The sequence below is a fragment of the Peribacillus simplex genome (assembly GCF_001542915.1).
Taxonomy (GTDB): Bacteria; Bacillota; Bacilli; order Bacillales; family DSM-1321; genus Peribacillus; species Peribacillus simplex_B.
This window is the reverse complement of record NZ_LNNH01000010.1, coordinates 326,455-352,918: the sequence shown is the minus strand read 5'-3', so window position 1 is coordinate 352,918 and position 26,464 is coordinate 326,455. Positions and strand designations below refer to the sequence as shown.

Annotated in this window: 33 protein-coding genes and 3 pseudogenes; 31 read left to right on the top strand and 5 right to left on the bottom strand. The window is 36.5% G+C overall.

Annotated elements, in window-relative coordinates:
• The first annotated feature begins 324 nt into the window (after positions 1-324).
• From AS888_RS04315 to AS888_RS04245, 15 genes and pseudogenes are all read left to right on the top strand, one after another.
• Positions 325-792 carry a hypothetical protein gene (locus tag AS888_RS04315; protein ID WP_061140938.1) on the top strand — a complete coding sequence of 156 codons (468 nt, stop codon included), beginning with the start codon at positions 325-327 and terminating at the stop codon, positions 790-792.
• A gap of 99 nt (positions 793-891) precedes the next feature.
• The gene (locus tag AS888_RS24875) at positions 892-1,068 is read left to right on the top strand and encodes a DUF4083 domain-containing protein (protein ID WP_081092306.1); all 177 of its coding nucleotides are present in this window, start codon (positions 892-894) and stop codon (positions 1,066-1,068) included.
• A 142-nt stretch (positions 1,069-1,210) separates the two neighbouring features.
• Positions 1,211-1,558, top strand: coding sequence for a DUF6176 family protein (locus AS888_RS04310; RefSeq protein WP_061140937.1), 348 nt, complete (start codon positions 1,211-1,213; stop codon positions 1,556-1,558).
• A gap of 193 nt (positions 1,559-1,751) precedes the next feature.
• On the top strand, positions 1,752-2,171 hold the full coding sequence (locus AS888_RS04305; protein ID WP_061140936.1) for a UPF0715 family protein: 420 nt from the start codon (positions 1,752-1,754) through the stop codon (positions 2,169-2,171).
• Positions 2,172-2,338: 167 nt separating this feature from the next.
• Entirely contained in the window at positions 2,339-2,560 is a 222-nt protein-coding gene (locus AS888_RS26315; protein ID WP_155645379.1) for a hypothetical protein, read from the top strand.
• Between the two features lie 180 nt (positions 2,561-2,740).
• Positions 2,741-2,953 carry a DUF3953 domain-containing protein gene (locus AS888_RS27045; protein WP_061141066.1) on the top strand — a complete coding sequence of 71 codons (213 nt, stop codon included), beginning with the start codon at positions 2,741-2,743 and terminating at the stop codon, positions 2,951-2,953.
• A 759-nt stretch (positions 2,954-3,712) separates the two neighbouring features.
• Positions 3,713-4,159, top strand: a complete 447-nt coding sequence (locus AS888_RS04290) for a hypothetical protein (protein WP_061140934.1) — start codon at positions 3,713-3,715, stop codon at positions 4,157-4,159.
• 626 nt (positions 4,160-4,785) lie between these two features.
• Positions 4,786-5,199, top strand: coding sequence for a DUF4279 domain-containing protein (locus tag AS888_RS04280; RefSeq protein WP_061140932.1), 414 nt, complete (start codon positions 4,786-4,788; stop codon positions 5,197-5,199).
• 134 nt (positions 5,200-5,333) lie between these two features.
• Positions 5,334-5,743 (top strand): annotated as a pseudogene (locus tag AS888_RS04275) (hypothetical protein).
• Between the two features lie 287 nt (positions 5,744-6,030).
• A complete protein-coding gene (locus AS888_RS04270) occupies positions 6,031-6,441 on the top strand; it encodes a GNAT family N-acetyltransferase (protein ID WP_061140931.1) in 411 nt (136 codons plus the stop codon).
• 261 nt (positions 6,442-6,702) lie between these two features.
• Entirely contained in the window at positions 6,703-7,269 is a 567-nt protein-coding gene (locus AS888_RS04265) for a tubby C-terminal domain-like protein (RefSeq protein ID WP_155645378.1), read from the top strand.
• A gap of 281 nt (positions 7,270-7,550) precedes the next feature.
• Positions 7,551-8,039, top strand: a complete 489-nt coding sequence (locus tag AS888_RS04260) for an RNA polymerase sigma factor (protein ID WP_061140929.1) — start codon at positions 7,551-7,553, stop codon at positions 8,037-8,039.
• 10 nt (positions 8,040-8,049) lie between these two features.
• On the top strand, positions 8,050-8,904 hold the full coding sequence (locus AS888_RS04255; RefSeq protein ID WP_221408562.1) for a zf-HC2 domain-containing protein: 855 nt from the start codon (positions 8,050-8,052) through the stop codon (positions 8,902-8,904).
• A 151-nt stretch (positions 8,905-9,055) separates the two neighbouring features.
• Positions 9,056-9,256: a chromo domain-containing protein gene (locus tag AS888_RS26310; protein ID WP_061140927.1), complete on the top strand. Its 201-nt coding sequence runs from the start codon at positions 9,056-9,058 to the stop codon at positions 9,254-9,256.
• A 151-nt stretch (positions 9,257-9,407) separates the two neighbouring features.
• Positions 9,408-9,929 (top strand): SMI1/KNR4 family protein, encoded by a 522-nt coding sequence (locus AS888_RS04245; protein WP_061140926.1) that lies wholly within the window; start codon positions 9,408-9,410, stop codon positions 9,927-9,929.
• Between the two features lie 245 nt (positions 9,930-10,174).
• Here AS888_RS04245 and AS888_RS04240 read toward each other — a convergent pair whose 3' ends face one another.
• On the bottom strand, positions 10,175-11,281 hold the full coding sequence (locus AS888_RS04240; protein ID WP_061140925.1) for a toxin Cry1Ac domain D-VI-related protein: 1,107 nt from the start codon (positions 11,279-11,281) through the stop codon (positions 10,175-10,177).
• A gap of 394 nt (positions 11,282-11,675) precedes the next feature.
• Here AS888_RS04240 and AS888_RS04235 point away from each other — a divergent pair, with 394 nt between their 5' ends.
• From AS888_RS04235 to AS888_RS04225, 4 genes are all read left to right on the top strand, one after another.
• Positions 11,676-12,182, top strand: coding sequence for a DUF4367 domain-containing protein (locus AS888_RS04235; protein WP_260320110.1), 507 nt, complete (start codon positions 11,676-11,678; stop codon positions 12,180-12,182).
• A gap of 323 nt (positions 12,183-12,505) precedes the next feature.
• Entirely contained in the window at positions 12,506-12,778 is a 273-nt protein-coding gene (locus AS888_RS26305; RefSeq protein WP_061140924.1) for a hypothetical protein, read from the top strand.
• 303 nt (positions 12,779-13,081) lie between these two features.
• Positions 13,082-13,375 carry a hypothetical protein gene (locus tag AS888_RS26300; protein ID WP_155645377.1) on the top strand — a complete coding sequence of 98 codons (294 nt, stop codon included), beginning with the start codon at positions 13,082-13,084 and terminating at the stop codon, positions 13,373-13,375.
• 200 nt (positions 13,376-13,575) lie between these two features.
• Positions 13,576-14,325: a DUF3888 domain-containing protein gene (locus tag AS888_RS04225; RefSeq protein WP_061140923.1), complete on the top strand. Its 750-nt coding sequence runs from the start codon at positions 13,576-13,578 to the stop codon at positions 14,323-14,325.
• A gap of 155 nt (positions 14,326-14,480) precedes the next feature.
• Here the strand turns inward: AS888_RS04225 and gerQ are convergent, their stop codons facing one another.
• The 3 genes from gerQ to AS888_RS04210 all read right to left on the bottom strand — a co-directional run bounded on the left by gerQ (position 14,481) and on the right by AS888_RS04210 (position 16,469).
• Positions 14,481-14,918: a spore coat protein GerQ gene (gene gerQ / locus AS888_RS04220; RefSeq protein ID WP_260320109.1), complete on the bottom strand. Its 438-nt coding sequence runs from the start codon at positions 14,916-14,918 to the stop codon at positions 14,481-14,483.
• Positions 14,919-14,970: 52 nt separating this feature from the next.
• Positions 14,971-15,447 (bottom strand): cell wall hydrolase, encoded by a 477-nt coding sequence (locus AS888_RS04215; protein ID WP_061140921.1) that lies wholly within the window; start codon positions 15,445-15,447, stop codon positions 14,971-14,973.
• 341 nt (positions 15,448-15,788) lie between these two features.
• Positions 15,789-16,469: a TetR/AcrR family transcriptional regulator gene (locus tag AS888_RS04210; RefSeq protein ID WP_061140920.1), complete on the bottom strand. Its 681-nt coding sequence runs from the start codon at positions 16,467-16,469 to the stop codon at positions 15,789-15,791.
• A 138-nt stretch (positions 16,470-16,607) separates the two neighbouring features.
• On the opposite strand from AS888_RS04210, the gene AS888_RS04205 reads away from it, so the two are divergent.
• The 9 genes and pseudogenes from AS888_RS04205 (at position 16,608) to bla (ending at position 24,717) form a co-directional block, all read left to right on the top strand.
• A complete protein-coding gene (locus AS888_RS04205; protein WP_061140919.1) occupies positions 16,608-17,960 on the top strand; it encodes an MATE family efflux transporter in 1,353 nt (450 codons plus the stop codon).
• 407 nt (positions 17,961-18,367) lie between these two features.
• Complete coding sequence (locus AS888_RS04200; RefSeq protein WP_061140918.1) at positions 18,368-18,970, top strand: hypothetical protein; 603 nt, start codon at positions 18,368-18,370, stop codon at positions 18,968-18,970.
• Between the two features lie 100 nt (positions 18,971-19,070).
• A complete protein-coding gene (locus tag AS888_RS04195; protein WP_061140917.1) occupies positions 19,071-19,442 on the top strand; it encodes a nuclear transport factor 2 family protein in 372 nt (123 codons plus the stop codon).
• 271 nt (positions 19,443-19,713) lie between these two features.
• Positions 19,714-20,016, top strand: a pseudogene (locus AS888_RS04190) (GNAT family N-acetyltransferase); the annotation flags it as partial.
• A gap of 376 nt (positions 20,017-20,392) precedes the next feature.
• Positions 20,393-21,210: pseudogene (locus AS888_RS04185) on the top strand (alpha/beta fold hydrolase).
• A gap of 25 nt (positions 21,211-21,235) precedes the next feature.
• A complete protein-coding gene (locus tag AS888_RS04180; RefSeq protein WP_061140916.1) occupies positions 21,236-22,447 on the top strand; it encodes a SpoIIE family protein phosphatase in 1,212 nt (403 codons plus the stop codon).
• A 287-nt stretch (positions 22,448-22,734) separates the two neighbouring features.
• Positions 22,735-23,220, top strand: a complete 486-nt coding sequence (locus AS888_RS04175) for a helix-turn-helix transcriptional regulator (RefSeq protein ID WP_061140915.1) — start codon at positions 22,735-22,737, stop codon at positions 23,218-23,220.
• Positions 23,217-23,597 carry a hypothetical protein gene (locus AS888_RS04170; protein ID WP_061140914.1) on the top strand — a complete coding sequence of 127 codons (381 nt, stop codon included), beginning with the start codon at positions 23,217-23,219 and terminating at the stop codon, positions 23,595-23,597. The genes AS888_RS04175 and AS888_RS04170 overlap by 4 nt, the downstream gene beginning before the upstream one ends.
• A gap of 187 nt (positions 23,598-23,784) precedes the next feature.
• Positions 23,785-24,717, top strand: coding sequence for a class A beta-lactamase (gene bla / locus AS888_RS04165; RefSeq protein WP_061140913.1), 933 nt, complete (start codon positions 23,785-23,787; stop codon positions 24,715-24,717).
• A gap of 157 nt (positions 24,718-24,874) precedes the next feature.
• On the opposite strand, the gene AS888_RS04160 is transcribed toward bla, so the two are convergent.
• Positions 24,875-25,342 (bottom strand): hypothetical protein, encoded by a 468-nt coding sequence (locus tag AS888_RS04160; RefSeq protein ID WP_260320108.1) that lies wholly within the window; start codon positions 25,340-25,342, stop codon positions 24,875-24,877.
• Between the two features lie 160 nt (positions 25,343-25,502).
• Here AS888_RS04160 and AS888_RS04155 point away from each other — a divergent pair, with 160 nt between their 5' ends.
• The 3 genes from AS888_RS04155 to AS888_RS04145 all read left to right on the top strand — a co-directional run bounded on the left by AS888_RS04155 (position 25,503) and on the right by AS888_RS04145 (position 26,453).
• Positions 25,503-25,838: a hypothetical protein gene (locus tag AS888_RS04155; protein WP_061140912.1), complete on the top strand. Its 336-nt coding sequence runs from the start codon at positions 25,503-25,505 to the stop codon at positions 25,836-25,838.
• A 131-nt stretch (positions 25,839-25,969) separates the two neighbouring features.
• Positions 25,970-26,200 (top strand): hypothetical protein, encoded by a 231-nt coding sequence (locus AS888_RS04150; RefSeq protein WP_061140911.1) that lies wholly within the window; start codon positions 25,970-25,972, stop codon positions 26,198-26,200.
• Between the two features lies 1 nt (position 26,201).
• Positions 26,202-26,453, top strand: a complete 252-nt coding sequence (locus tag AS888_RS04145) for a hypothetical protein (RefSeq protein ID WP_061140910.1) — start codon at positions 26,202-26,204, stop codon at positions 26,451-26,453.
• Positions 26,454-26,464 lie beyond the last annotated feature (11 nt).

The window sequence follows — 26,464 nt, the reverse complement described above, 5'->3', positions numbered from 1 at the left end:
TGCTAACCAAAATTACAAAAATCTCCTTTAAAAAAATAATAGTTTTTTTAAACATTCCAATATATCCAGGCTAACTCTCGAATTTTGTAGACTAAGTGAACGGGTTTAATAAGCTACGAATTCATGGACCTCTTGGCTACTTAAGTCCTCTAGAATATAAAAAAATTACCCTTAAAAATGTTGTTCGATTTAGCGTTGACATACCATCCTTTTTTATGGAAATAAAGGGGCAGGTTATAAAGATTTCAGACTTTTTTTGGAAAACATTGTTATAATGAAGTGAATAACTTCGTTAGGAATTTTGCTGTTCAAGGTGGTTACAGATTGAAATCTAAAAAAACAGTAGTGATCATTGTTTTCGGTATAATATGTATAGCTATCGTTATGAATCTACTAAAGAAGGAATTATGGGATGTAAACGAAGAGCTGTTAAAAGAAGAAGTGTTATCAATTGGAAATTCCGTTGAAACAATAAATTTATTAGATGTAACACCGTTCGACTGGGATGTAGTATATTCCTTTCGGCCATATACCCCGAAAGATGATATATATGAAACGGTAGGCTATAAATGGGATACCATTAGCGAAACTGTAAATGAAGGAATGAATCAGATTGTCTTTTTGAACGATGGAAAAGTGGTCTGCTATTTATATGGGTATCCTGAGAATAATGGATATGGTATATCGTTTGAATCTGAGAATGTGAAAGATGCAAGTTATATGCTTAATAGTAAGGATGATTTAAATTTTCAAGTGGAAAGAAGCGACAGTGTCGTTTTTTTGAAAAAATAAGCAAAAATGAGGCCTTCAACTAAAGGGGCTAGTGTTATAGAATTGTGCCCTTATAAATAAGGTACACTAACACCAATACCTATAAAGGCAGGAATTAAATTGAATATTGGCGATATGTTATATCAACTAGTCTTCCTTATTTTTATATTTGGAATTTTTTCTGGTGTGTTTTTTCTTGTTCGTTCTTTAGTTACTAAACACCCAAACAAGTCAGAAAATATCGAACAAAAGCTTGATAGAATAATTGATTTACTCGAAAAGGATAAGAAAGATTAAACTTTCCTGTAATCGGTGCGGTAACTGAAGATCGAAGCTGTCTTTCAGGCAGCTTTTTCTGTATGCGAAAATCGGGGCAGTTTAGTTGAAGAAGAATTAAGAATTGCACGGAATACTGAAGTAAAAATTAAGGTGGGATATTGTGAATGTAGAATTAACAAGGTTTAGAGTAAATGAAGGTAAATCAGAAATAGTAGATGAATGGATGAAATTTTTAAACGACAATATGAAGGATGGTCTTATTACTTTAGAAGGTGAAAGGATGTATGTTGAAACCATATTTAGAGAGAAGCTTGATGGGAATGAGTATTTATATTGGTACTCAGTACAAGGAGAAGGTGGTCAAAATGTCGAAGAATCAAACCATTGGATTGATAAAAAGCATTTAAAATATTGGGAGGAATGTATAGACTCAAGTTTTAGACCTGTTGACCTAAATACGGAGGTTGTTATGATACCTGAGAAAGTTAGGGATATAATGAAACCGTAATTTATATTAAATTTACAGTAATGGTTATTAGGTGTTTTGTGAAGGGTTACACTTAAACTAACAGATGCGTTTGCTGAAGATCGGAGCTGTCTTTAAGGCAGCTTTTTCTTATGGCACTAACGGGGCAGAATAGTTGAAGAAATGATATTATTATGGAATAAATTAACATGACATACGGGAAGGTTGAGCAAAATTGGAGATTTGGAAATTAAGCGAAAAAGTATCAATAATTAGCGATGTAATACCTTATTATTTTATTAGTCTATTCTTGTCTTGTATCTCTTTTTCTGTTTTTATAATTATATTTAGTGGAGAGCCCTCTTGGTTGCAGTTAATGCCTGTTATTATATATTCTCTTTATGTTGTTATACCTTATTTACTTTTTGCAGTACCATTGCAAATTATATTTAATAAACGCCCGAGAAAATTTAATGTGTTTTATCTTTTAATTTACACGGTACTTTCTTTTGTAGCAGTATTTTTATTTAATGTGATGGTAATTAGAATCGAACCTACATATTTAGTTAAAACCCAAATATATTACGGTTTTAGTTTTACAGCAGCTGCTATTTATTGGTTTTGGGATTCTATCTTCTTACAAAAGAAAAAATGAAATACCCTAGTTCTTCAGCTGACATGGTGCGTTAGCTGAAGATCGAAGCTGTCTTTCAGGCAGCTTTTTTATGCGACTAAATGGGGCAGGTCAGTTCAATAAAAAAGGGACAAACGAGGCATACGAATTTCCTTAAAAGGAGTAACAAAACCACGTTTATGAAAATAATGGCTATTGGTATTATATTAATTGTTGTTGGAAGTAGCATTTTAGGGTGGCTAATTAAAGAAGCCTACAAAAATAATAAGGATGAAAGTAGAAAATATAAAATTCTCTATTTATTATGGGTGATATTAGACGTTTTACTAAATACAAGTGGATTAATCATTCTCTTTGGTCTTATTTTATTAGGATTTATTTTAATATTCTATTACCCACTCTTCATCTAACGAGTGCGTCTGCAGAAGATCAGAGCTAACTTTAAGACAGCTCTTTCTTAATGAATTAAAGGGGCAGGTTAGTGAAAGAAAGTATTTCCAATTACCATACAAGTGATAAGGTGTTATATGGTAGGATTATAAAAGAAATAGTGCAGAACTTAATTTTTAGGGGGAAATACATTTTTGAAAATGGTTAGAATTATCTTGGCGATAGTGATTATTGTTCTATCAGGTTATAGTCTAATAACTCAAACCTTTAAGTTAATGCCGTATTATATATTTTTCCTTGGGGCATTTATATTGGTGACAGGCTTTGTCGAACTTCAAAAAGACAGAAAAGGATTTTGGGGGTATATGAATATTGTTATCTCTATATTTATTTTACTTGTTTATTTCTTATAGAACTAACGGGTGCTTTAGTTCATTAAGGGGCTGGAAACAGCTGCAACTAAAGGGGCAGTATAGTTGAACAATAATTAATACGATAACCTAATCTTTTAGAAGGCGAAATAATGGAACAAGTAATAACTTCCTACCGTTGGTACGTCAATTAGTGCAACTTCGGTACCAGGCCGACCATACTACCGAGAATAAAAACAGCACATATATTTGTACCCGGGACAGGTATCTCATTAAGCAGAAGCTAAACGTTTTGAAGGAATAGAAGATTTGGAATAGTTTCATGGACACATTTTAGAATTCGTTCTATTACGAAGAAAAATACCGTCCTTATCCATCTAAAGATATTATTCAAACTTATTGAAGGTTGGTATAACCGAAAAAGAATTCACAGCAGCTTGGGCTATCAAACCCCACAAGCCATTGAAAATCGAATTATGAATACAGCATAAAAATTAATTTTTTCCTGTCCAAAATATTTCCTTAAATCCAGAGTTTGTTAATGATTATGTGAAAGATCATTTAGAGGATGTACTTGATAGAGAAAGGTTAAAAGAAGTATTAACAACGTAAAACAGCCAGGATTGATTAGTTTAAGAGAAGTAATTTATAGTTTAGTCTTATTATTTGTATATTCTAAGGCTTAAGACCGATATTAATTTAGATTGTATATAAATATTAATAATTATCCATAAGTGTTAAAATTTTCTTGATTTAGTAAGTGATTGTATGAACTTGATTCTTGGATGGGGGACAAAAATTATGAAAAAAGTTTGTATGATATTTATATTTAGCATATCTATACTTTTATTCGGGTGCAGCAATGAAAAAAAAGATATGAAAGAAGACTTTGGGCTTGAGAAACTCCAAAAGATAGAAGTGTCGTCAGTAGAAAATCCAGAATTGATTTTAAATGTTATCAATAATAAAAATGGTGTAAATGAATTTGTTAATGCACTTAAAGTTGATAAATGGAGTATTGCGGATATTCCTTCAAATGCAACAAAAGAGAATATTTATAAGATGTCCCAAGAGGATACAATTAAACTTGGAGAGTCTAACACAGATGAAAAGGAACTTAAACAAATAGCTACAATTACTACCTATAAAGACAGTCCTTATATCAACTTTAAAACAAAGAAACTAAACTTTAATTTTAAAGTTCCTAAAGATGTCGCAGAATACCTTTCTAATAACGATAATTTTTAAACCTTTATTCATATCAACAATTTTGATAACTACACGTTATTTCTTATTGCTGAATTAAACCAACCGATAGTTTGTGAAGAATAATACTTAAACTAACGGGTGCGTTAGTTGAACAAGGAGTTGTCTTTAAGGCAGCTTTTTTTATGCAACTAAAGGGGCAGGTTAGTTTATAAAGAACTTATATTATTCCAGAGATTGAAGAGGGTTTTTTGTTAAAATTAAAGGATAAAGAATTCGAAAGGATATCTAAGCTAATTATGAAAACAATTCTTATATATTTAGCAGGATTATTAATTTATCTTATATTGATAGCTAATTATGAATCTCGATTTGATAATTCATCTGCCATAATCTCTACTTTAATTTTTATATTTTCAATTTTTGTCATTAGTATTTTAAATAGAATATTTATCAAAAAAAAATAAAAGACTTACTTCAACTAACGGGTGCGTTAGCTGAAGATCAGAGCTGTCTTTAAGGCAGCTTTTTTTTATGGGACTATCGGGGCAGGATAGTTGAAGAAGAAAACCTTGATTGTTCAGGCGTTTATTATTATGTATGATACAAGTAAATAAACACCATTTAAGATAGAAAGAGGATGAAGTATTCTGGATAAAACAAAAGTAATGGCTTACTTTAGTGTATTTGGTGATGAATTTGCTTTGGAGGTTGTAACCGATATTCTTAGTATTGAACCTACAAAAACTTACAAAAAGGGAGATATTATAGAAAAAATTAATAATCCCAATCTTGTATCAACCAAAATTAGACGGAGAAAAGAAACTGTTTGGACTTTAAGCACTGGATATCAGGAATCATACGATATTAACAACCAGTTGAATACAATTCTTAAATCTCTTGAAGGTAAAACGAAAGAATTAAAACAACTAAAGGAGAAATATAGTTTAGAGTTTCTTTTTATGATTGTAATTCAAGTAGAAAATGACGAAAAGCCCGCAATGTATTTACAGAAAAACATTATAGATTTTTCCAGCTTAATTCAAGCAGAAATCCACTTTGATTTATATATATTTAGTTAAGAAAATTATTAGTTTTCTTGTTCAACTATAGGGTGAGCTAGCTGAGGATCAGAGCTGTTTTTAAGGCAGCTTTTTCTTTATGGAACTATCGGGGCAGAATAGTTTAAAAAGGATTATCAAAGGAGTCGGTAAGAATGAATTTAGCTTCATACATTGGCTGTAATATAGAATTACCAATTAACATTGATGAATATTCAGATGATTCTTTTTACATTGGAAGATGTTTTGCAGGAGATAGCGAACTGCAAAATGTAAAAAAAAATCAGTTTACTAACCCTTATGTTTACGAGGTATCAAGTCATTGGGGAATTGAGATTTCGGAATATATGAATCAAGAAACCTGTGCTGAATCAAAAGTAAAACTGTTAGAACTTTGTAAAAGAATGGACAGCTATCTTGAAAAAGGGGATTATTTTGAACTGTATAGCTGTTGGATTGGAGATGAAACTGATAAGCGAGAGGGTGAGATAACTCTCCAAATCAATAACTTTGATATTGACCAGATTAAATACCAGAAAAAACGTTAGTGAGATTTGAAAAATAAAGGCTTCTGTGCTTTAGCTGAAGATCGGAGCTGTCTTTAAGGCAGCTTTTCCTTATGGAACTAAAGGGCAGGTTAGTTCTATAAAAAAAATGAGGACTAATGTGTAAATTTTTTGAAAATTACATGATGGAAGTTAATACCACCTATTTTATTTCTTGTATAATAAAAGAAGTAATATTTCGATATTTTATTCAAAAAAGGCATTATGTTAGTTTAAAAGGAGGTATAAGACAGTGGTGAAATTACGTTTATACTCTTCAAAATAAAATTTTGAGGAGGAAAATATAATGTCCATTATTATTATAGAACAAAAACATATAGAGCAAGATGATTTAAAAAGCCTTTATGATGATGTTGAATGGTATGCATATACGAAAGATTTAAATCAATTACAACAAGCTTTAATTCAATCTTTATATGTTGTATCAGCATGGGAACACAGGAAATTAATCGGTTTAACTCGGGTCGTTGGAGATGGACTGACAATTGTCTATGTTCAAGATATTTTAGTTTTAAATGCATATCAAAATCAAGGCATTGCAACACTTATGATGCAGCATGTTCTTGAAAAATATAAGGATGTACGTCAAAAAGTCCTTTTAACAGAAGAAGCACCTGATGTACGTCACTTCTACGAAAAGAACGGTTTTCAATCTTGTGATAAAGGTGCCCTAGTGGCTTTCGCTAAACTTGATTAGGGGGCGATTAATAGCTATTGCCACCCAAATTAAACAACCTTATTAGGTGCGTTAGCCGAAGATCAGAGCTGTCTTTCAGGCAGCTTTTTCTTATGGAACTATCGGGGCAGGTTAGTTGACAAGAAAAGTGACAACCTAACACGTATATGAAGAAAATTATTTTATATCCGAGGGGCGTTTATGAAAATTTTATCTATCATTATCTCTTCAATTACCGTGTGCTTTAGCGTTAGTATTCTAATTTAAAAAAACGGTAGATTAATGGAAAAACTTCCTTATTATATTCTAAATGAACAAAGGAGAAACAAATTGCCCATTTATTCATACACTGTTCCTGAATTTGTCTCGTATCAAATGAATATGCCTATTCATAACGAGCAAAGAGAATTAGTCTACTTACTAAAAAAAACCCGACACCGTTTTCTGACTCAAATAGCCCATATGTTACTCCGGTATGGTATGCCTTATTGTTACCAAGTTCAAACACAAGATAAAATCCCCATTTATAAAATAGAGTGCTTGTTCACTGGTTTTCGTTATACTTTACTCAATTGCAGTACATCAGAAAAGCTATCAATCAATCAGCACCGTACTCAACTGATTGAAAAGATTCAGACCGTTACTATTAATGGAGATGTATACAGACTTGAGAAAGACTACGCATGTACAGGGGAATTAAAGAAGAACGATGAAACAATTGCTACCATTAGAAATCTCGATAATGTGAGTACCAGCTTAACCAATCGTATTCGCATTGAAGCAATTGATGACAAGACGGCTGCCCTCGCTGCCGTACTGTATCATACATTTATATATTTTGGTGCTTAACAAGAGGTAGAATTGTTTAAAATACTTGTGATGTTTGTTCACTAAAAGTTCGAGTCCTAACGGGTGCGGTAGCTGAAGATCGGAGCTGTCTTTCAGGCAGCTTTTTTCTTACGGAACAAACGGGGCAGCTTAATTCAATAGAGGTTATATTAATTATTATGTTGCATTTTAATACTTTAGCCGCCATTATGTTTGGCGGTTTTCTGTTGCCAAAAAAATTTAAATATTCTCTGTAACGAAATTGACTGGAAACGGATATATAGACGAGAGGAGGAAAAGGCTTGGGGGAACTAGATGAAATTTATAGCAGTTATGCTGAAGAAGTTTTTAAATATCTAATGTGTCTTTGTCACAACGCAGATTTATCAGAAGAACTAACACAAGAAACCTTCTATCAAGCTGTAAAATCCATTGATAGATATAATGGTGAATGTAAAATGTCAGTTTGGCTTTGTCAAATAGCGAAGCACTCCTATTATAAGCATCTTGAACGTAATAAGAAGCAACAAAGACATATACTTCAAGAGGACACAATTCATACTTCTCCTGAAGCTGAACTTATTTATTCCGAAGACAAAATTGCCCTATACCGAATAATACACTTACTTGATGAACCATATAAAGAGGTTTTACTATTGAGAATCTTAGGTGGTCTTAGTTTCAAAGAAATAGGGGAAATTCAGTTAAAAAATGAAAACTGGGCGAGAGTTACTTTTTATAGGGCTAAGATGAAATTAAGGGAAAGGGGTAAGGATAACAATGGACATTAAATGCAATATAGTGAGAGATTTACTTCCATCTTATATCGATCATTTGTGCAGCCAGGATAGTATTCATTATATTGAGGAACATATGGAATCGTGTGAAAAATGTAGAGAAGTATTAGAAAGTATGAAAAATGATGTGGATTTTACCGTTGAGATAGATGAAGTTTATAAAGTGGAAGTAAAAAAACCATTCCAAAAATTAGCCAGATTCTTCAACGGTCAAAAGAAACTGACGAATTATTTACTTCTAACAACATTATTCTCCTTGCTGTTTGGATTCATTTTTCTAATCCATTCAATTATTAAGTTTAATGAACATAGAGAAGAAGTAACTAAGTTGGAAGTAGTAGAACAAGAAAAAGAAGCCATTATGGATGAAGTAATTCATATTCTCGGAGCCTCAACAGAAGTGACGGAAAAAGAAGAAAAACAACTTCTTATCGTATTTAATAAGTATAATAAAAAACTTAATTTGTTAGCTGTTTTTCCAGCAGCAGATTTAAAAGATTGGTTACAGGAAAATGCTTCTGTAAAACAGAAACCTACAACGATCTATCCTATTGAGTACAAGGAAGCTGCCATTGTCATTGGAAATCAGGGAATACTTAGGGAGAATGATTCCATTACCCCTAGTGGTTACGATTTAGGAACTGTTGTGCTGGCGAAAAATCGGTGGGTCATTCAATATGAATATAAAAGTTCGTATGAGAAGACTATTGAGAGACATCACCAAGTAACCCATTACGGACCAAGTACGTGGAGTATTTTTCAGGCACCGATATTATTATTTATTGTATTTAGTGTTCTATTGATGTTTTGGATATTCTTAATGAGACAAAATAAACATCTTAAAGATGTAATGGGATAATATGTACAGTTCTTGTTCTACTAAGAGCTAGTTCTCCAACTGACGCATGCTTTACTTCTTTATAGGGCTGGAACCGCTCCATTTTCGGGCAGTTTAGTTGAAGATGATATCATTAAGGAGTCAAGCGTAATTGGAGTGAAAAGAATACAAAATGGATAAAATAAAACGCTATATAAAATATCGAAAAAAATCATATCTTTTAAATACTGCACTTTTTATTGCAGTTTTCATTGTTGCTATCTTAATATTTGGACCTCCGAGATATTATGCTGTACCGATTTTATCAATGATAATAGGTTTCGGTCTTGTGGAGTTCGTCGGATATAAGGGTTGGAAAAAAGATGAATTTTGAATTAATTATTTTGAGTTAACGGGTGCGTTAGATGAAGATCGGAGCTGTCTCAAAGGCAGTTCTTAATAAAAAAACAAGTAAATAGAACATAAATACAGAACGAAGATTGGAATTGTAAAGAGATACACTTAAAAAAACGGAGATGTTTTTTATGCATAATGTTACAGAAATCTTATTAGGATTAAAAAATAGGTTAGATAGCAGTAATAGACTTTTGATTCAAGCAACACACGGAAATGTTCATTGGACTCGTTTCACATTTAATCCTCCCATCCCAGTTAAAGAATTAGACAGATTGGTCAATAAAGAGAATTTAATCTTACCGGAAGGATATAAAGAATTTCTGCTACTGCATAACGGAGTTTATTTATTCGAAGATGAATATTCAGCTGGAATTGCCCTTTATAAAGCACAAGATATACCTAATCGACTGAAACAATTTCAGTATAATTTTGGTCCGTATTTAACAGAAGATAACAGAGGCTCATATCCAATTGGAAGTTATCCAAACATAGGGGAAATCATGATTAATTATAATTATATCAAAGAAGGAAGAAAGGATTATATGTGGATAGCAGACGACCAAATGAGCAAAATGGGACAGAATACTTTCGAGTCATGGCTTGATAAACTTATCGTTTCACAAGGATCATTTTTTTGGGAGTGGAATTAAATATATAAATCAATGGACCATGAACAGTCTCTTTTTTATCGTTAACATTGCAACCTAGTAATAATATACTTATATAAGTAAAGGAAATATCATATGTTAAGAGATCTACGTCCCACGCAGCATCAAACATGTTTCTAAATTGAAGAAAAGATAATCAAACAAATTGTAAGTATCTTTAGATTTCGCATCATACTCTCCTCTTCCCAATAAAAAAGAGCTATTCCGAAGAATAGCTCTTTTTATTATTAATTCCAAGAATGCCATGTATTACCTTGACCTTCACTATTGTCACTGCCAACATTCCCACTATCCTCATGGTTCCAATCCTTATTTTCTAGATCTTTACCAACTTTATTCCAATCAGTTCCTCCTGCGTTAGATCCATTAGAAGAACTTCCTTTGTTAGAAGAACTATTATTATTAGAGTTAGGAGTACTTGAAGATGACTTATTTTGACTTGGTGTTGTCTTGCTTTGGCTAGATGATGACTTAGTTTCATTTGTCAAAGATTTGTTTTGACTAGGTGTTGACTTGTTTTGATTTGAAGATGAACTTTTTGATCCTGATGATGTACCTGAAGAAACTCCTGCACTACTTGATGAAGAATTTGGAGTTTGACTTGATCCATTAGAAGGTACCGGTCTTGTACTTGAATTAGCACTATTCGCAGTAGCCTTTGATTTCACTGCTTCTGCTGCTTTCCATTGTGCCTCTTTCCGTTTCGCTTCTTCCTTTGCAGCAACTAGCTTGTTGCTCACCTTATCTAATCTTTTTGTTAAATCTGATTTACTGCTTGTATTTTTGATTTTTGCTACAGTTGCCGAAGCACTTTTATATTTATTTTCAGTTGGAGATTTTTCTAATTCACCGACTTGTTTAGTTGCTGTCTTGATATCATTATATTGTCTCTTGGCTTTATCTAAGAGGTCCTTAGACGATTTATGGAAGGATTTATTAAAGGAATATACAGCTTCTGTTTTCTTAGCAGCCTTATCAAATTGTTCCGGCTTTACACCATTAGTTATAGTACCATTATGAATTAAACCGTTAAGAGCCAATTGAAGATCCAGCAATTTTTGAGCTTGATTCACTTTTAACTTTAAAGGCTCTTTGTCCTTATTGTCTGTTACATTATTTACTTTTTTCTTAGCCGATAGGATTTGCTTACCTGTTACACCTTTTTTAAAATTGTTTTTCTCATACAATGATGAAACAGCTTTCTTAGCCTCTTTTAAGTTGGTTACTCTGATTTCTTCCTTTTTTTGCGCTTCTACATGGTTACAGTAACCATAAGCGCCACCGCCTAAAGCCAATGAAAAGGCAAGTGTACCTATAATTATCCCTTTTTTCATACTCTCACCCCTATTTCACCGATTATTTCATTAAAATATTTCCTGAAATTAAAGATATCACAAAACTAAGTAAGAAAATGTAATTATTGAAGTAAAATTAGGTATTTGGTATTATTTATATCTTTTTGAAACATTGAATTTTGGAGAATAACAATACTTTATACTTATTTATGGTGCTCATACGTTATTATGTTTACAGCTGATTTATATAGGAGGCAGCGAATAGCTCCCTATTATTTTAGAGAAAGATATTGACACACCATTAGCTGGTAGTTCATTAACAGGGTTGCTGAAGAAGCATTTACTTTATGCACTATCAAGCAGGTCAGTTTAATAAGCAACATCAAATTGGGAAAACTACCTATATAAAAACCAAACAGGAAGAGGTAGTAAATTGAGATTATTTTTTATACGTTTATTAGTTGTATTTATTCTAATTCAAACCATGCCACTAATAGTTCAAGCAAAAGAAATCAAATATAATCACGATAGTATAACTATTTCTGAAATCAAGAAGAAAGTTGATTTTAAAGTAGTTGTTCCTCACAATATTCCTAATGATTGGACGTTAGAAATAAAAACATACCCTTGGGATGAAAAAGACAAAATCACTAATTTTAGTTTGCACTATATGGATAGCGACGATAAATATTTGCTAATTAGTATTGATCAAAGGAAGGGACCTTTTAAGAAAGAAATGCACATAAACGAAGAGCAGGTAGATATAAACGGTCATAAGGGCTTTTTTGTAGAATGGGGTAATAGTGGTGAGTTAGATGAAAAGGGAGAACTTGTTACTGGTGGTTTACTTCGTTGGAAACAAGAAGGAACTTATGTAGAAATGCATAGCTCACGGGTATCAAGGAATAAAATGTTGAAAGTTGCAAGATCAATGAAATAGTTTAAGAACTAGCGGGTACGTTAACTGAAGATCGAAGCTGTCTTTCAGGCAGCTTTTCTTATGGATATGTGTTTTTTTTCGTCTTTTTAGGAAAACTATTCAAAAATTGATTTATACAACAGGAGGCAGCAATATTGTAAAAACTTATTACCTCATTTTTTATTTTTTGCTTAATAGCCACTGGAGTAGTTTCAAATGCAACAGCAGAGGCGGACAATCTATTTAAAACTCCTATCGTAAAGCAATCTCATCAATGGAAAATCGAATTAAAAAAGGGTGAAGAGACGGCAAAAGATACTAAGAATAATGTTGAAACGTATAATGTGGTTATCACAAATATTGGTGAAGATCTAGATGAAGTTGAATTTAATACTTACAGGAATGAACCAAATACAGAAACAAAATACGGATTAAGTCTTAATGACTTTCAACATGAAAAATTTAAACAGGGACAAGTCTTTGAATTTCAAAATTTCCCTATGTCGGTGAAAGCCAATGAACTTGAATTTGAATTAAGTTGGCACGGAAAACCACACAGTAAAGGAGTTCACGGAAGAAAATACAAGGAAACGTTTATTTTCACGGCTACTAAATAAGAGAAATGAATGGTTGGTGCCCTTTTTACCGCACATCACCTTATAGTACTAAAGCGTGCTTTACCTCATTACTAGGAGCTGATCAGCAGCTCCTTTTCTTATGGGACTAAAGGGGATGTTTAGTTCCATAAGAAAATCGAAAATTGGGGATAATACCTTTAATATTGTTAAAGGAGAGACTTCCAATGAAAACTAAATGGTCTATTTTAATCGTAACTATGCTTATGTTAATAACTGTTAATGTACATGCTCAAACTTCCGAAAAGTATACGGATAATAGCAAGAAACAACTAATCAGTGCAAATGAATTTTATCAAAAGAACGACTTATTATGAATTCAAATCGGCAACCCTAAATATTAGAGAAAAAATTCTGTATAAAGATTTAAAATCAACAGTTAATAAATATGCGGAAAAATATCAAATAGTTAATAGTTACAATAATCCTCACCCACATATTGATCCGAAGAGGCAGGTATATTTTTTTTGTTCTATTAAAGAGAAAAAAGAAAGTTTTGTCCATAAATATTTAATTGTAGATGCTGAGACAAAAGAGCCAATAACTGAAGGAAACGGAGAAAGGTGGTACTACCATTAAAGGTCTATACTCCCCCCTCCAATGAGAAACCCAACGCAGACGGAAGAAACTACTTCATTAAGACCTAAATTCTTAATCACCTAACGAAAGCTTATTTTCTATGCAACAATCGGGCAAGGTTAGTTGAATAAAGAAAGAATCAATATTTTTAAAAACGTATGGGAACAGTAAACCTAAACAATATTAGGATAGGTTATATTATGAATCAATTTTTCTTGGGGCTGTCCATAAGTTTGATACTATTGAGTGTTCAACCTCATATAATTACTTCAGCAGAAACTGAATTACATGATAAATTAATTTATGATACATTATTGACTACACTTGACCCATATATATCGGAAGAAGTGGTTCATTATTATGGCTATTATAAACAGTACGGTTTATTTGATGCCAGGATCATAAAGGTTATTAGGAAAAGTGAAGGTAGTTATAGTTTTACGGTAACGGTTCAGGTAAATACATTTGAACACGCTCATAATCCTCCATATGGCAAAGAAACGATCACTTTTGATGTAAGCCCTTTTGGTGTAAAAGTGATTGATTTTGTTCATAAAGGGGATGAAGAGGAAATGAAAATAAAGGAGTTCTATGAGAAAGTTCTTTCGGATATTCTGCAAACGTTTAATTTAAGGTTGGAATCCTTTTCAAAATATAGTTATGAACAACTGCTATATAAATCAGAAAAACAAAAAGAATACAAAGTTCTTTCAGATATTGTCACCGACATTATCGTTAATGATTTAAACCCTGATATAAAACCACCCTATAAAAATGTGATCGATCCAGTTACTTTCATTAAGGGGACCCAAGGTTATATTTTGTTTAAAAGTCCGGATGGGACGAACATCGTTCTTCAAGTGGCTATGGAAAATGGGATATGGGTGGTCGTGGAAAAGAAAAACAAACAAGGCGAGAAAATGCAAAATGAACTGATTTGGTATATGTAATATCATATTAGGCTAGATCGAAGCTGTCTTTCAGGCAGCTTTTTTGAAACGGTTCATTGAGGCTTCATTGCTTGGGTTTTCGGAATCTAGCAGGTATTTCTTCCACGTAAAAAAAGGTAATTCGGCTGAATTACCTTTTTTGGTGTTCTGCAAGCTCAATCGGTTGTCGTCAAGGACGCCTGGACATTAGGACTAATTTGTGTCTGAGGATAGTTGATTCGTTCGTCGAATTCGACCCAGTCGAGATTTGCCATCAGCAGCAGGAAGCGTTTATCGCTTTCCGGGTCGCTGATGATGATGTGGTCACGCCCAGCCGTTTCTACGCGCCCGCGGTAAATCATTGAATTCCATTTGCTGCTGCCTTGGTAAGTGAAGTAGAAGGTACCGATCTTACCTTTGTTGAAGCGCAGGATGTTTTCCATAAAAGATTCTTCGATCGTGCCAGCCGGTAGTTGCTGCCCCGTCCCCATCGGGACGACTGGGGCGGCATAGGAAGGTCCAGAAGGCATGGTTGCCCGGAAGCCGCCGTATGGTGGTTGCCCGGCGATGCCATTCATCGTGGAAGCTGGATAAAAACCAGGATGATCATTCATTGGATAATAATTAGAGTCTCCGCAAGTCATGAGAAGAATGCTCCTTTTTAATTCAACTATAAAACTCTGGACAATAGCCCGGTACGCCGACATAAAAGCAATGATTCTTGTGTGAAAAATCGAACTGCGTCATGGGCGACCTTGGCATGGTGGCGGTACAGGGTGCTCGGTATTTTTTTCCCGGGCTGGGATTGAAAAACCACAAACTATTTCTGGCCCGCGGGTCACGATACCCATGCAATACATTCCTGGCCCTCTGAAGGTCAGCTTCATTGGGGCGTTGTGTATACAAGGTTCCATTCAAGACGGGCTCGAAGTGAGGAGTTTCAGTTCCGGGTATCGTTTGATAAATCGCATGTCTGATATTGCGCAGTCCTCTGAAGTCAGGGGCACAGTCAGCCTCGACCCGATTGGCCACAACGGTTCCCACCATGTTCATGCCCTGGACTCCCTCACCGCTCGCTTCCGCCTTCATGAGTCTCGCCAACTCCTCCACGTCTCGTGAATTATGTTTTATTCGTCGACCCATTTTCTCGCCCCCCTTCAGCCTATACAGGTAGCTTATTGCCCAAAGCTGGTTTTGGTAACTTGGCTAACAGCCCATTGTTACATGATCCTTGGGCAATTTTTATCGTTTGTAAGCTACTAGATAACTTTAATTAATGAAGGGGTTTTTCATTTGAATGAAAAGATAGCTGGGTGTACGGCAATGTTAGATTCCAACTTCTTATGTACAGTTATTGGCTTTTGGCAAAATGAGAATTTTAATATGGATTCCCTTGAAAATTCACGTTATTTCCCCACGAAGATATACGGTGAACGTCATGGAAAGCGCCCATCCGAAAAAACGACTGAACGTTGTTTTAGATTCTACTTCTCCTGCTCCTGTATCACTTGCTCAATCCCTGCCAGAATCAGCTTCAAACCGAATTCAAACGAACGATCGGACCCCATCAGGTTGAAAAGCCCATCTGTGAACATTCTCCGGAACAGTCCTGCGTCCGACTCGCTCATGGAGTTCAGAAGGCGGGTCACCTCCTCGCCAGGATCCGTTTCCTGGTCCTTCATGATGGCAGAAACATTCCGTTCATGCTGATAATCGTCTAGAACGAAGTAATAGATATAATTCACAAGCGTGGTGACCACTTGCATTTTCTGCTCTTGCTCAAGCGTCGTCGATTCCACGCAAAGCAGCATGCGGTTGGTGAATCGGATGATGTCCGGTTCGTGGGGCAGCGTCATCATCATGAGCTGTGTTGAGCAAGGGTATTGGCTGAGCACACTCCGTACCGTTACCGCAAGGACCGTCAGCTGCTCCTTCCAGTCACCGTCGGAGTGAAACTCCTTCAGGATCATTTTGGATACATGGTTGGCCAGCCGCTGGTAGAGGTCCTGCTTGCTCTTGAAGTACCAGTACAGAGAGGGAGCCTGAATCCCAAGCCGGGTGGCCAAGCGTCTCATGCTGAATTTCTCGATGCCCTCCTCCCCCAGAAGCTCCCATGAAGCTTCTATGATCTTATCCTCCGAAATCTGGGGCTGTTGCTTTTTCATTGATAAGCCTCCTTATAACTAACAGTGTAAGTTTATGATTTACATGGTCATAGGTTTATGATATCATCTAATACTGTAAGGGGCAATCTAACACCGTTAGATTTAAACCTATAATAATGATGAAAGTGGTGACTCCATATGGATTCAGAAAACCTCTATTATTTTGAAAAAGCACCGATAGCAAAAGCCGTAGCCCACTTCGCTGTACCAATGATGCTAGGTACGTCGATGAGTGTCATATATTCGATCTTGAATGCCTATTTCCTTGGTACGCTTCACGATACGGCGATGTTAACGGCACTCGCACTAACCTTGCCGTTATTCGCAATCATCATGGCGCTGGGAAACTTGATTGGCGTAGGCAGCGGTACATTCATCTCGCGTTTGCTTGGAGAGAAAAAATATGATGATGTAAAGCATGTGTCTTCATTCGCCTTTTACAGTAGCTTAGTTCTCGGTCTTATCATGATGGCCGTCGGGCTCCCGCTGATCGATCCAATCGTCCATGGCCTGGGGGCTACGCTTGAATCCTTTGATTTCACGAAGGACTATGTCACGATCATGCTTATCGGTTCGCCATTCGTCGTATTATTCTTTACGCTGGAGAACATCGTGCGCTCGGAGGGGGCGGCAATCACGTCGATGATCGGGATGATTCTCAGTGTTGTCGTAAATATCATTCTCGATGCGTTCGTCATCTTCGTATTTCATTGGGACGTGATCGGCGTTGCGTCTGCTACGGTCATTTCCAACTTGGTTGGGAGTGCATTCTACGCCTTCCATATGGGATATAAAAGCCAATTCTTAACGGTCTCGGTAAAATGGTTCAAGGCTACCAAGGAAATTCTGGGCAATGTATTGAAAATCGGAATTCCTGTCTTTATTATGAGTGTGTTTATGGGAGCCATGTCGCTCATTTTCAACCATTTTCTTGTCGAATACGGGGATCAGGCCGTAGCCGCCTTCGGAATTTCATCCCGTTTATTGCAATTTCCTGAGTTCATTCTGATGGGCTTATGCGAGGGAGTCGTGCCGTTGATTGCCTTCTCTTTCACAGCGAATAAATTACGCATGAAGAATACGATTGGATTTACGATCAAAGCGATCGTGGCGTTGGCAGTCGTGTTCGGCATCATCGTCTACTTGATTTCCGACCACTTAATCGGCTTATTTACCAATGACCCGCAATTAATTGAAATGGGCAGCTACATTCTGCATGTGACGTTTTTATCCTTGTTCATTACCGGAATGACCGCATTGTTTACCGGGATCTTCCAAGCAACTGCGCAAGGAACTGCCGCTTTCATTATGTCAATCATTCAAGGAATCACCCTGATTCCCGTATTGTTTATCGCCAATCAAATGAACGGCTTCCACGGGGTGGTCTGGTCGCTTGTCATAGCGGATGCCGTGGCATTTCTCGTCGGTGCCAGCATGCTGTATGTTCTGCGAACCAAATTGCAGCCCGATTTGTCTGAATTAGTACAGTAAAACACCCATTAAGGAAGGATAAGGGATTCCCCGATATTCTTCCTTTTTTATATATAAGATTGCCGCTCCGTCAACGGAAAAGATGATTCGGGAAATCCTCCCGAGCAGAAGCAAACCCATTGAACATATGCTAAAACGAACAGCGCTTCCCAATAAGGGGAGCGTTTTGTCTTTAATAGGGATCTTGCTTGCTAGGGTAACCAGAATAAAGGGGTATCCATTTTAGGATTTTCGATGATTGCTGTAAGTAAGGAACAAAATAAAAGGATCTTGTTGAACCAACGGGTCTGATAGCGAAGGAGTGGAGCTGTCATATGCCGTTTTTTTACTTTCCATCAATATCCATTATTTGTTAACATAGAGGTAGCTAATGATTTACACTTGAACTAACAATGAGGAGGAGTACCATGAACCGAATGCCATTCGAACAACCAACCGAACATTATGATGAAAGGATTTCTTCGATAGATGAACAGCTTTGCGCATTAGTAAGACAACGGAAGGACATTTCTGCCGACAATCCGGGCGTTCCGCCTGAGGATGCTATTTCCAAATGGGCTTTGAAATATGATCTGTATGAGGATTTATTAAGGTCGTTGTTCTGGTCAATGAGAATGGACGACGTATATAAACCTCGTGTAGAACCGACTGGATTCAGAAAGCACCTATCGGTTTTGAAAATGGTTGAACAAGACGATCAGGTATATTCGGTAACGGTTATTCGACAGTATGAGAATGCTAGTGTTATTCAGCTTCACGTCGATTGGGAGGAAGCGAAGGATGTACCGATGGACGAGCATCATCACAAAAGTTTTGAATTATTTTTAGGGGAACCATATGATTGTTGGCAGGATAGGGCAGGAGGCTCAACAGGACATTATACATACAACTTCATCGTTTCCCCTCCGTTGCCTGACGATATATCAAGCATGGACTTGGTTTTTAAAGAATATCACGAACCCTTTAAGGAAAATCCGACGGGTTCTGAAATTGTTATCCAGATAGAATGATAAACAACGGGTGCGTTACTTCAATAAGGGAGTTGCTTTGGCCGTTCATTTTTTGATGGATTAGGTAGTTTAGCTTGAAGTGAAAAAGGGGGAGCGGAAAATGGGAAGTGAATCTGCGTTATATGAACATTTACTGCAACTGGAAAAAAAGTTGTTAAAACCAGAAATTCGTACATCTCAAAACGAGCTTAACCATATACTTGCAGACCAGTTTTTTGAATTTGGTAGTTCTGGTGAAGTCTTGTACAAAGATGAGGGGATTGCTGAAGAGGGAATAGGTGAGGTAAAGATGACTTTGAGTGATTTTGACATACATCCATTGTCTGAAGAAATTGTGTTAGCCACCTATCGAATATTTAACGAAGTAAAAAAACAACATTCATTGCGAAGTTCCATCTGGAAATTTACAGATGGAAGATGGCAAATGCTTTTTCACCAAGGAACAACGATCGGGGCAGGACAGAAAGTATAATATGATCCAAATGAAAGAATGAATAAACAACAAGTTTGAATTAACATTCCTTATTAAAAGGGTTGCGCGGCAACCTTTTTTTGCGAATCTAAAGGGGCAGAGAGTTCAACAAGGAATTACACTTCATCCTGTGGAAATGACTACTTAACAGGCAATTGCGGATGAAGAAAGAGGGGATTAAATGAACGATCAAGTCATCATAAACATGCCGATATCCAATCATGAAGTCCCTGAATGAAGGGAGCTTGTTGGGTGGGCAAGACGCGATGAAGATTATCCTAGATTGTTCGAGCGATCCAATTTCTGGGCTGGAGTAAGAAACGAAGATAATAAGCTGATAGCATTTGGTTATGTTGCAGGCATGGGATTGGAACATGGCTATATGGAAGACATAATGGTTCACCCTGATTATCAAAAATGGGGGATTGGTGTGAAACTGGTAAGAGAATTATTGAATGAGTCGGAACGGTATGGATTAGAAATCGTTACCTTAACGTATGCCTCCAAACACAAAAACTTTTATGAAACCTCTGGCTTCACTCCCTGCTCAGGCGGGCTGTGGAAAAAGGCGTAACAAGCCGAAAGATGGAATAGCTGAAGAACGGAGCTGTCTTAAAGACAGCTTATTTTTATGCAACTAACGAGGCAGGGTAGTAAGGGATGCTTGGCTACCCACAAGTCAAACAGATATTAAATGGATACCTACACACCCTTCGTTCGATTTTATTTTGGGTTTATGCCCAAAATCTTGAAAAATAAGTATTGATTTGAGCGTCACGGTCTTTCTTCCTATTACTTAATTAGTGGGCATGAAGAGCGATGCCTCTCCCCAATTGGCTATATGGAAGGTGGCTATATGCAGGATTTAGGATGAATCGGGTAATTCTTTAATTCAGGTAAGGTTAGTGTTAACATATAGGAAGCATATCGTCTAAGTGAAGGAGCCAGTTATGAATCCTAATATTATCGTGCGTAACAATGTAAAGGTAAAGGGAAGCGGTACACGACCCATGATATTCGCCCCAGGCTTTGGTTGTGATCAAAATGTCTGGCAATCAGTTGCAAAAGACTTCGAGGATGAATACCAAATTATCCTATTTGACTATGTTGGGTCAGGTCATTCCGGCTTAGAGGCATACAACGTGGAAAGATACAGCTCTCTTGAAGGGTATGCACAAGATGTACTTGATGTTTGTTCCGCATTAGAGCTAAAGGATGCTATTTTTGTTGGACACTCTGTTGGTTGTGTCATTGGCATGCTGGCCTCCATTAAGCACCCTGAATACTTTTCTAAACTTGTTCTGGTAGGGCCTTCGCCTTGCTACCTGAACCTCCCTGATGATTATTACGGAGGATTCGAGAAAGAACAACTTTTCGGATTGATTGATATGATGGAAAAAAATTATATAGGCTGGGCAACCGCCTTTGCGGGAACGGTTATGCAAAATCCCGATCGACCAGAGTTAAAACAGGAGCTGGAGAAGCGTTTTGTTCCACTGATCCCATTATCGCTCGCCAATTTGCAGAGGCCACCTTTTTCGCAGACAACCGTAAAGACTTAGAAAAAGTAACAGTGCCATCACTTATTTTGCAATGTTCTGAAGATGTTATTGCTCCGTCAGCAGTAGGTGAATATATTCATAGACATCTTCCTGATAGTACGTTGAACAGGATGAAAGCAACAGGACACTGTCCGCATATGAGTCATCCCGAGGAGACGATTCTCCTGATCCGTCAATATTTGGATGAGTCTTCGAAGATCGATTGATAGAAAAGGATAGGTGTGGATTTTTGTGAATGAACAATTAAATGAGGCACCTTGCGGATTTTTTACCTTGTCAGAAGAAGATACTATTTTATCCGTTAACCAAACTTTACTTAAAATATTGGGGCATGGTCACGAAGAAATGGAAGGGCAGCATATTAACTTTATCCTTTCAGCTTCGGCTATACTCTTTCATCAGCTATATCTGGTTCCTCTGATTAAGCTGGAAAATCACATTGAGGAAATTTATATATCTTTAAAGTCTGCAGATGGTGAAGAGATACCCGTGTTACTCAACGCTGTCCGAAGAGAGCGGGATGGAAGAACCATTATTGAGTGTGTGGTGATTCTCATGCGAAAAAGAAACGAACTGGAAAATGAGCTTCTATTAGCGAAAAAAGAGGCAATGACAGCTCTACATGCTAAGAATATGGCTTATGCTGATTTAGAGAATGCTCATGAAACGGTGAAAATGCAAAAAGAAAAGCTTATTGAATTGAACGGGAAAAACGAAAAATACAAAATGGAAACAGAAAGAGAAATGGAACTCGCAAAAAAAATCCAAGAGGCGTTATTGCCTGTTCCCATTAGTAATGAACATCTTGAAATTCAAGCCTATTATAAAGGCGCCAATCAACTATCAGGTGATCTTTATGGATTTTACCAAATTGACGCCCACCGATTTGGCCTTATCCTGCTCGATGTGATGGGGCACGGGCTTTCTTCGGCTCTCATAACCATGTCGCTTCATTCCATATTTCAAAGATTGATTCTAAAAGGTTCCGAAGTCGGGGCCGTCATGAAGGAATTAGATGATCTTCTTCATTCTCTATTCAATAACACCAGTGAAACTTCTTATTATTGCACAGCTGTTTACCTTTTAATCGATACGGATAAGAAAGAAATCCGTTATATTAATGCCGGCCATCCTCCCGTAGTTTTACAGGATGTGAACGGAACCCAATATCACCTGCATTCCAATCGTCCTCCACTCGGGATGTTCGAAGGGATAAGTTTTACTACGACTGCCATCACATACAATAAGGACAGCAGCCTGTTCCTTTATACAGATGGAGTGGAAGAACCTCTAGGTTCAGACCAATTATGTTCATTAATAAAGAACCATTCGAAAGCCCCGCTATCGACACTTAAACAGGAAATCATGGAATCCCTTAGAAATGGAAAGAACTTGGATTCATGTAAAGATGACCAATGCTTTATACTGGTTAAACTAAATTAAGTCATTGAGGTGTACGTTAGTTGAAGGTTGTAACTGTCTTGAAGACAGCTTTTTCTTTATGCAAACAGGTCAGGATGGTTCCATCAGGAAAATAAAAAGCATTCTCTGTTGAATGCATTCAGAGTATAGACAAACTTGATGAACTTCGGGTTTGTCTATTTTTTATGCAGCTAGTCGATCAGTTCCTACTAATAAGCTTAAATCATGAATCTCATTTTATACCATTTTTAGCTTGAAAAATTATACTTTTAGTGTAAAATTACACTAAAAAGGGGTTTTTACTACTAATGGAAAGAGAAGAATTCATTCATTTAATTTCAGAAAAAATGAAACTTGTTCGAACTGAGCAAAGTTTTTCTCAAGATAAGATGTGTGAAATACTAGGGATTTCAAAAAAAACATTAGTTCAAATTGAAAAAAGAAGAACAGAAGCCAATTGGACCACCGTTGTGGCATTTTGCGCTTTGTTTAAACATAGCCAATTGCTGATGTCATCGATTGGTGATGATCCAGTTGATTTTGTCCGGCTAATTGCAAGCAAAAATGGCGGGACGCCTAAAGAAAAAACAATGGGCGGTAAGATATGGTGGAAGGAAATGGATTATAGAGGGGATTTCCGATTGCAACAAAACTTGATTAGTAACCATTACCGTATATTGGATCAATACGATTATCGCTGGCATAGTTCTTTTAATAAAGAAGAGAGTGTAAGTCGTTTAATCGAATTACAGGAGTTAGAGACGTTCGAAGGAGAGATAGGGAGGGGGATATGAAGAATAAAATTTTAGTTACATTATTGATGATCAGTATCGGGTTTAATTTGTTTTTATTTGGAAGATGGCTTATTTTTGAACATGCGTATGAACCTTCCAAAAGTGAACAGGTTATTTTAAGTGAAATGGTTCAAAAAACGGTTGAGAGTCAAGATTATAAAAAGATAGCAGAAAAAGAGAACATTATTGCGATGGATGCTAGCCTGGATAAAAATAAAGGGGGAGCATTCCCCTACTATTTTGGTGTAAGTGTCCGTACTGACCAGCAGACCTATCTCTTTTTTTGCAATGATGATCAATGCTCAGAAATGGAAAATGGAGGCTGGACTTACTCTATCTATCAAGATGAAAGTCCACGGCTTCCATTTAAACAATAGGAGAAACCGTTAGTATGAAACGATCGATTTTCCTGCGTTGAATATTTTAAATATTCATCTTTTTATCATGGAGGTATTATAAGCACTACATGTTCATTGTTGCGGATCGTTGATAAAATGACTGTGTTAGTGTTTCCTGCGGAGGAGAACAGATAATAAAAAATTTCTAGAAAGAGGTGTAATTTCAATGAAATCATTGAACCATATTTTTTGTACTTCCACATTCAAAAAAATAGTGCCAGTACTGGTTCTTTCATGCGCAGCGCTTGCGGGTTGTTCAAACCATAACGGGAATGCTGAATTAACTGAACCTAAAAAACAAGAAACGGCCAAGATTCAAAATTTTGCCCAGCTTGAAGAAAAATTTGATGCCAAGCTTGGTATCTTTGCCTTGGATACCGGTACAAACCAAACGGTAACCTATCATCCAGATGAGCGTTTTGCTTATACATCCACTCATAAGGCCCTAGCTGTAGGAGCTCTATTACAACAGAAATCATTGGAAGACCTTAAGCAAAGAATTACCTATACACAGGAGGATCTGGTTAATTATAATCCGATCACAGAGAAGCATGTTGATGCCGGGATGACTCTTAAGGAGCTTTCGGATGCATCTCTTCGATACAGTGACAATACTGCTGGAAACCTTATCCTTAAGCAACTGGGGGGACCGGCTGGATTCAAAAAAGCACTGGAGGAAATGGGTGATGATGTTACCAGCCCTGAGCGGATTGAGCCAGCTTTAAACGAAGTGAATCCTGGTGAAACTCATGATACGAGTACGCCAAGAGCACTTGCTGAAAGTCTTCAGGCTTTTACATTGGGAGATGCACTTCCAAAAGAGAAACGTGAGCTTTTAATAGATTGGATGAAGCGAAATACGACGGGAGATGCGCTAATTCGAGCTGGAGTGCCGAAAGGATGGGAAGTTGCTGATAAGACTGGCGCGGGATCATATGGTACGCGAAATGACATCGCCATCATTTGGCCATCAAAAGGAGACCCTATCGTTCTTGCCGTCCTTTCAAGTCGTGATGAAAAAGATGCCGAGTATAATGACAAGCTTATCGCTGAGGCAACAAAAGAAGTAATACAGGCTCTTAAAGTCAAAAATAAATAGAAAAAGGAATGTACTAAAAAGGGTTACGTGAAGTAGCCCTTTTTTTGTTATACCTATGACGATTGATAAAAAAAGCCAAAACAAAAAAATGACTTCTACATTAAAGTCATTTATTTTGAAGGGTTTCATGGATTTGCATACCTAATATTTCGGCCAATTACTTGGTTTTATTACGCAGTTCGAATGACTCGTCATTGTCATCCCATTTTACATGTATCTTAATCATTTCATCTTTGTTCTTCATTGCTCCATTTACTGAACTTCCACTAGTTGTAAATACTTTTTCACTAGGCGGGGCAGGATAGTCCTCTCTTTTACTTCCTTTACTTGAGCTTGTTTCATAAGAATATTCAAGGTGTTTCATTGAAGATAATTCTTCCAAAGATCCCTTGTATTTTAATGTAAGTACATAGTTATCTTTGCTGGAGTGAGTTGCTTGTCTGCCCTTTTTGCCCCATATTTCGGTTGCTTTATAAGAATATACAGCCTCCCAGTGCTCGCTCTCTCCTGTAAATTGATAATCAATTTTGGTCTTCGTCTCTGATTCGGTACCTTTATCAGTGAAGATGCTACAAGCTGTTAGTGCCATCATGATAACTAGTACAGCGGTCATTTTCTTCTTCATCGTGACTCCCCTTTAAACTTGAGTTTTACCTTAAATTTACCATTAAAAGGAATGTGATGGCAAATGGTGAAAGAGACCGTATCGCAAAAAAAAAGCTGCCCCTTAAGTAAAGGCATTTTTGCTACAATAGGTAGAAATAAGCAGGGAAAGGGAGAAGTGAATGTGTGGAATCCAATTCATTTTAGCTACCACCTATAAAGAAGCGTATAAGGAAGAAACGTTTGTAGAGTTTGAGGAGGGGATACACTCCTATCTTTTAAAAAAGGAAAAGGATTCTGCTAATAAGTTTGGCTTCCTTCTAAATCTTGATATTTATGGGGAAACCATTTTGTATAGAGATGAGATTAAACAATTGATAGGGATATGCGAAGGTTTAATTCATACCTACACAAAGGAGGACAAAGATCAGCAAGTCCGGCGTTTTGCTAAAGATTTAAAATGGCTCTGCATGGAAGCAATACAGCGAAAAAAACATGTATTTGCCATAGGTGATTAGCTTTATGTAGTCTAAATTAGTTGACCCTGTTGAGCAATCGATTCCAGAGGGATTTAAAACAGATAAAGGGTAGGAAAGACTTCAATGAATTGCAGTTTCACTAGCCTGTTGAAAGATGAATGAGGTTTATTGTGAAACCAATGGTTACGATTAACTTCGTTGCAAAGTTATTTATTTTTTTAATGTTTATCTCTTTTAATACATATATATGTTTTTATGCCAAAGACAAAACAGCAGGGATCGTAACTGCGTGTATAGGCATCTTTCTAATGCTGGTCGTGGCAGCTACTGGATTCTTTCTAGAAAAAAAGAAAAGGGATCCGGATATACCATCAGGATCCCAAAAGGGTGAGGGAACATGAAATGAACATAGATATAGGGTTTCTCTTTCTTATTCTCCTATCGATGACAGGATTGATATTTTCCATTAGATATACTAAAGAACAAGATAAAGAGAAGACGGAAGTGATAAGTGGAGCAGGAATCCTCGGTAATTTTATGTATCTTTTGATGAATTTACTGCCATTTAAGGTAAGAAAGGCGATATATATTATGGTGTGCCTTCTTTTGGTCCTTCTGTTTTCCATTGGTTTAGGGGAACTAGCAAAGGAATAGTAATTGCAACT

Excerpts from the sequence above, each read along its gene's own strand:
- AS888_RS26315 (WP_155645379.1), top strand. The coding sequence starts at position 2,339 with ATGGCTATTGGTATTATATTAATTGTTGTTGGAAGTAGCATTTTAGGG.
- AS888_RS27045 (WP_061141066.1), top strand. The coding sequence starts at position 2,741 with ATGGTTAGAATTATCTTGGCGATAGTGATTATTGTTCTATCAGGTTAT.
- AS888_RS04290 (WP_061140934.1), top strand. The coding sequence starts at position 3,713 with ATGAAAAAAGTTTGTATGATATTTATATTTAGCATATCTATACTTTTA.
- AS888_RS04280 (WP_061140932.1), top strand. The coding sequence starts at position 4,786 with ATGGCTTACTTTAGTGTATTTGGTGATGAATTTGCTTTGGAGGTTGTA.
- AS888_RS04270 (WP_061140931.1), top strand. The coding sequence starts at position 6,031 with ATGTCCATTATTATTATAGAACAAAAACATATAGAGCAAGATGATTTA.
- AS888_RS04265 (WP_155645378.1), top strand. The coding sequence starts at position 6,703 with ATGGAAAAACTTCCTTATTATATTCTAAATGAACAAAGGAGAAACAAA.
- AS888_RS26310 (WP_061140927.1), top strand. The coding sequence starts at position 9,056 with ATGGATAAAATAAAACGCTATATAAAATATCGAAAAAAATCATATCTT.
- AS888_RS04245 (WP_061140926.1), top strand. The coding sequence starts at position 9,408 with ATGCATAATGTTACAGAAATCTTATTAGGATTAAAAAATAGGTTAGAT.
- AS888_RS04240 (WP_061140925.1), bottom strand. The coding sequence starts at position 11,281 with ATGAAAAAAGGGATAATTATAGGTACACTTGCCTTTTCATTGGCTTTA.
- AS888_RS26300 (WP_155645377.1), top strand. The coding sequence starts at position 13,082 with ATGAATTTTATCAAAAGAACGACTTATTATGAATTCAAATCGGCAACC.
- AS888_RS04225 (WP_061140923.1), top strand. The coding sequence starts at position 13,576 with ATGAATCAATTTTTCTTGGGGCTGTCCATAAGTTTGATACTATTGAGT.
- gerQ (WP_260320109.1), bottom strand. The coding sequence starts at position 14,918 with ATGAATGATCATCCTGGTTTTTATCCAGCTTCCACGATGAATGGCATC.
- AS888_RS04215 (WP_061140921.1), bottom strand. The coding sequence starts at position 15,447 with ATGGGTCGACGAATAAAACATAATTCACGAGACGTGGAGGAGTTGGCG.
- AS888_RS04210 (WP_061140920.1), bottom strand. The coding sequence starts at position 16,469 with ATGAAAAAGCAACAGCCCCAGATTTCGGAGGATAAGATCATAGAAGCT.
- AS888_RS04205 (WP_061140919.1), top strand. The coding sequence starts at position 16,608 with ATGGATTCAGAAAACCTCTATTATTTTGAAAAAGCACCGATAGCAAAA.
- AS888_RS04200 (WP_061140918.1), top strand. The coding sequence starts at position 18,368 with ATGAACCGAATGCCATTCGAACAACCAACCGAACATTATGATGAAAGG.
- AS888_RS04195 (WP_061140917.1), top strand. The coding sequence starts at position 19,071 with ATGGGAAGTGAATCTGCGTTATATGAACATTTACTGCAACTGGAAAAA.
- AS888_RS04175 (WP_061140915.1), top strand. The coding sequence starts at position 22,735 with ATGGAAAGAGAAGAATTCATTCATTTAATTTCAGAAAAAATGAAACTT.
- AS888_RS04170 (WP_061140914.1), top strand. The coding sequence starts at position 23,217 with ATGAAGAATAAAATTTTAGTTACATTATTGATGATCAGTATCGGGTTT.
- bla (WP_061140913.1), top strand. The coding sequence starts at position 23,785 with ATGAAATCATTGAACCATATTTTTTGTACTTCCACATTCAAAAAAATA.
- AS888_RS04160 (WP_260320108.1), bottom strand. The coding sequence starts at position 25,342 with ATGAAGAAGAAAATGACCGCTGTACTAGTTATCATGATGGCACTAACA.
- AS888_RS04155 (WP_061140912.1), top strand. The coding sequence starts at position 25,503 with ATGTGTGGAATCCAATTCATTTTAGCTACCACCTATAAAGAAGCGTAT.
- AS888_RS04145 (WP_061140910.1), top strand. The coding sequence starts at position 26,202 with ATGAACATAGATATAGGGTTTCTCTTTCTTATTCTCCTATCGATGACA.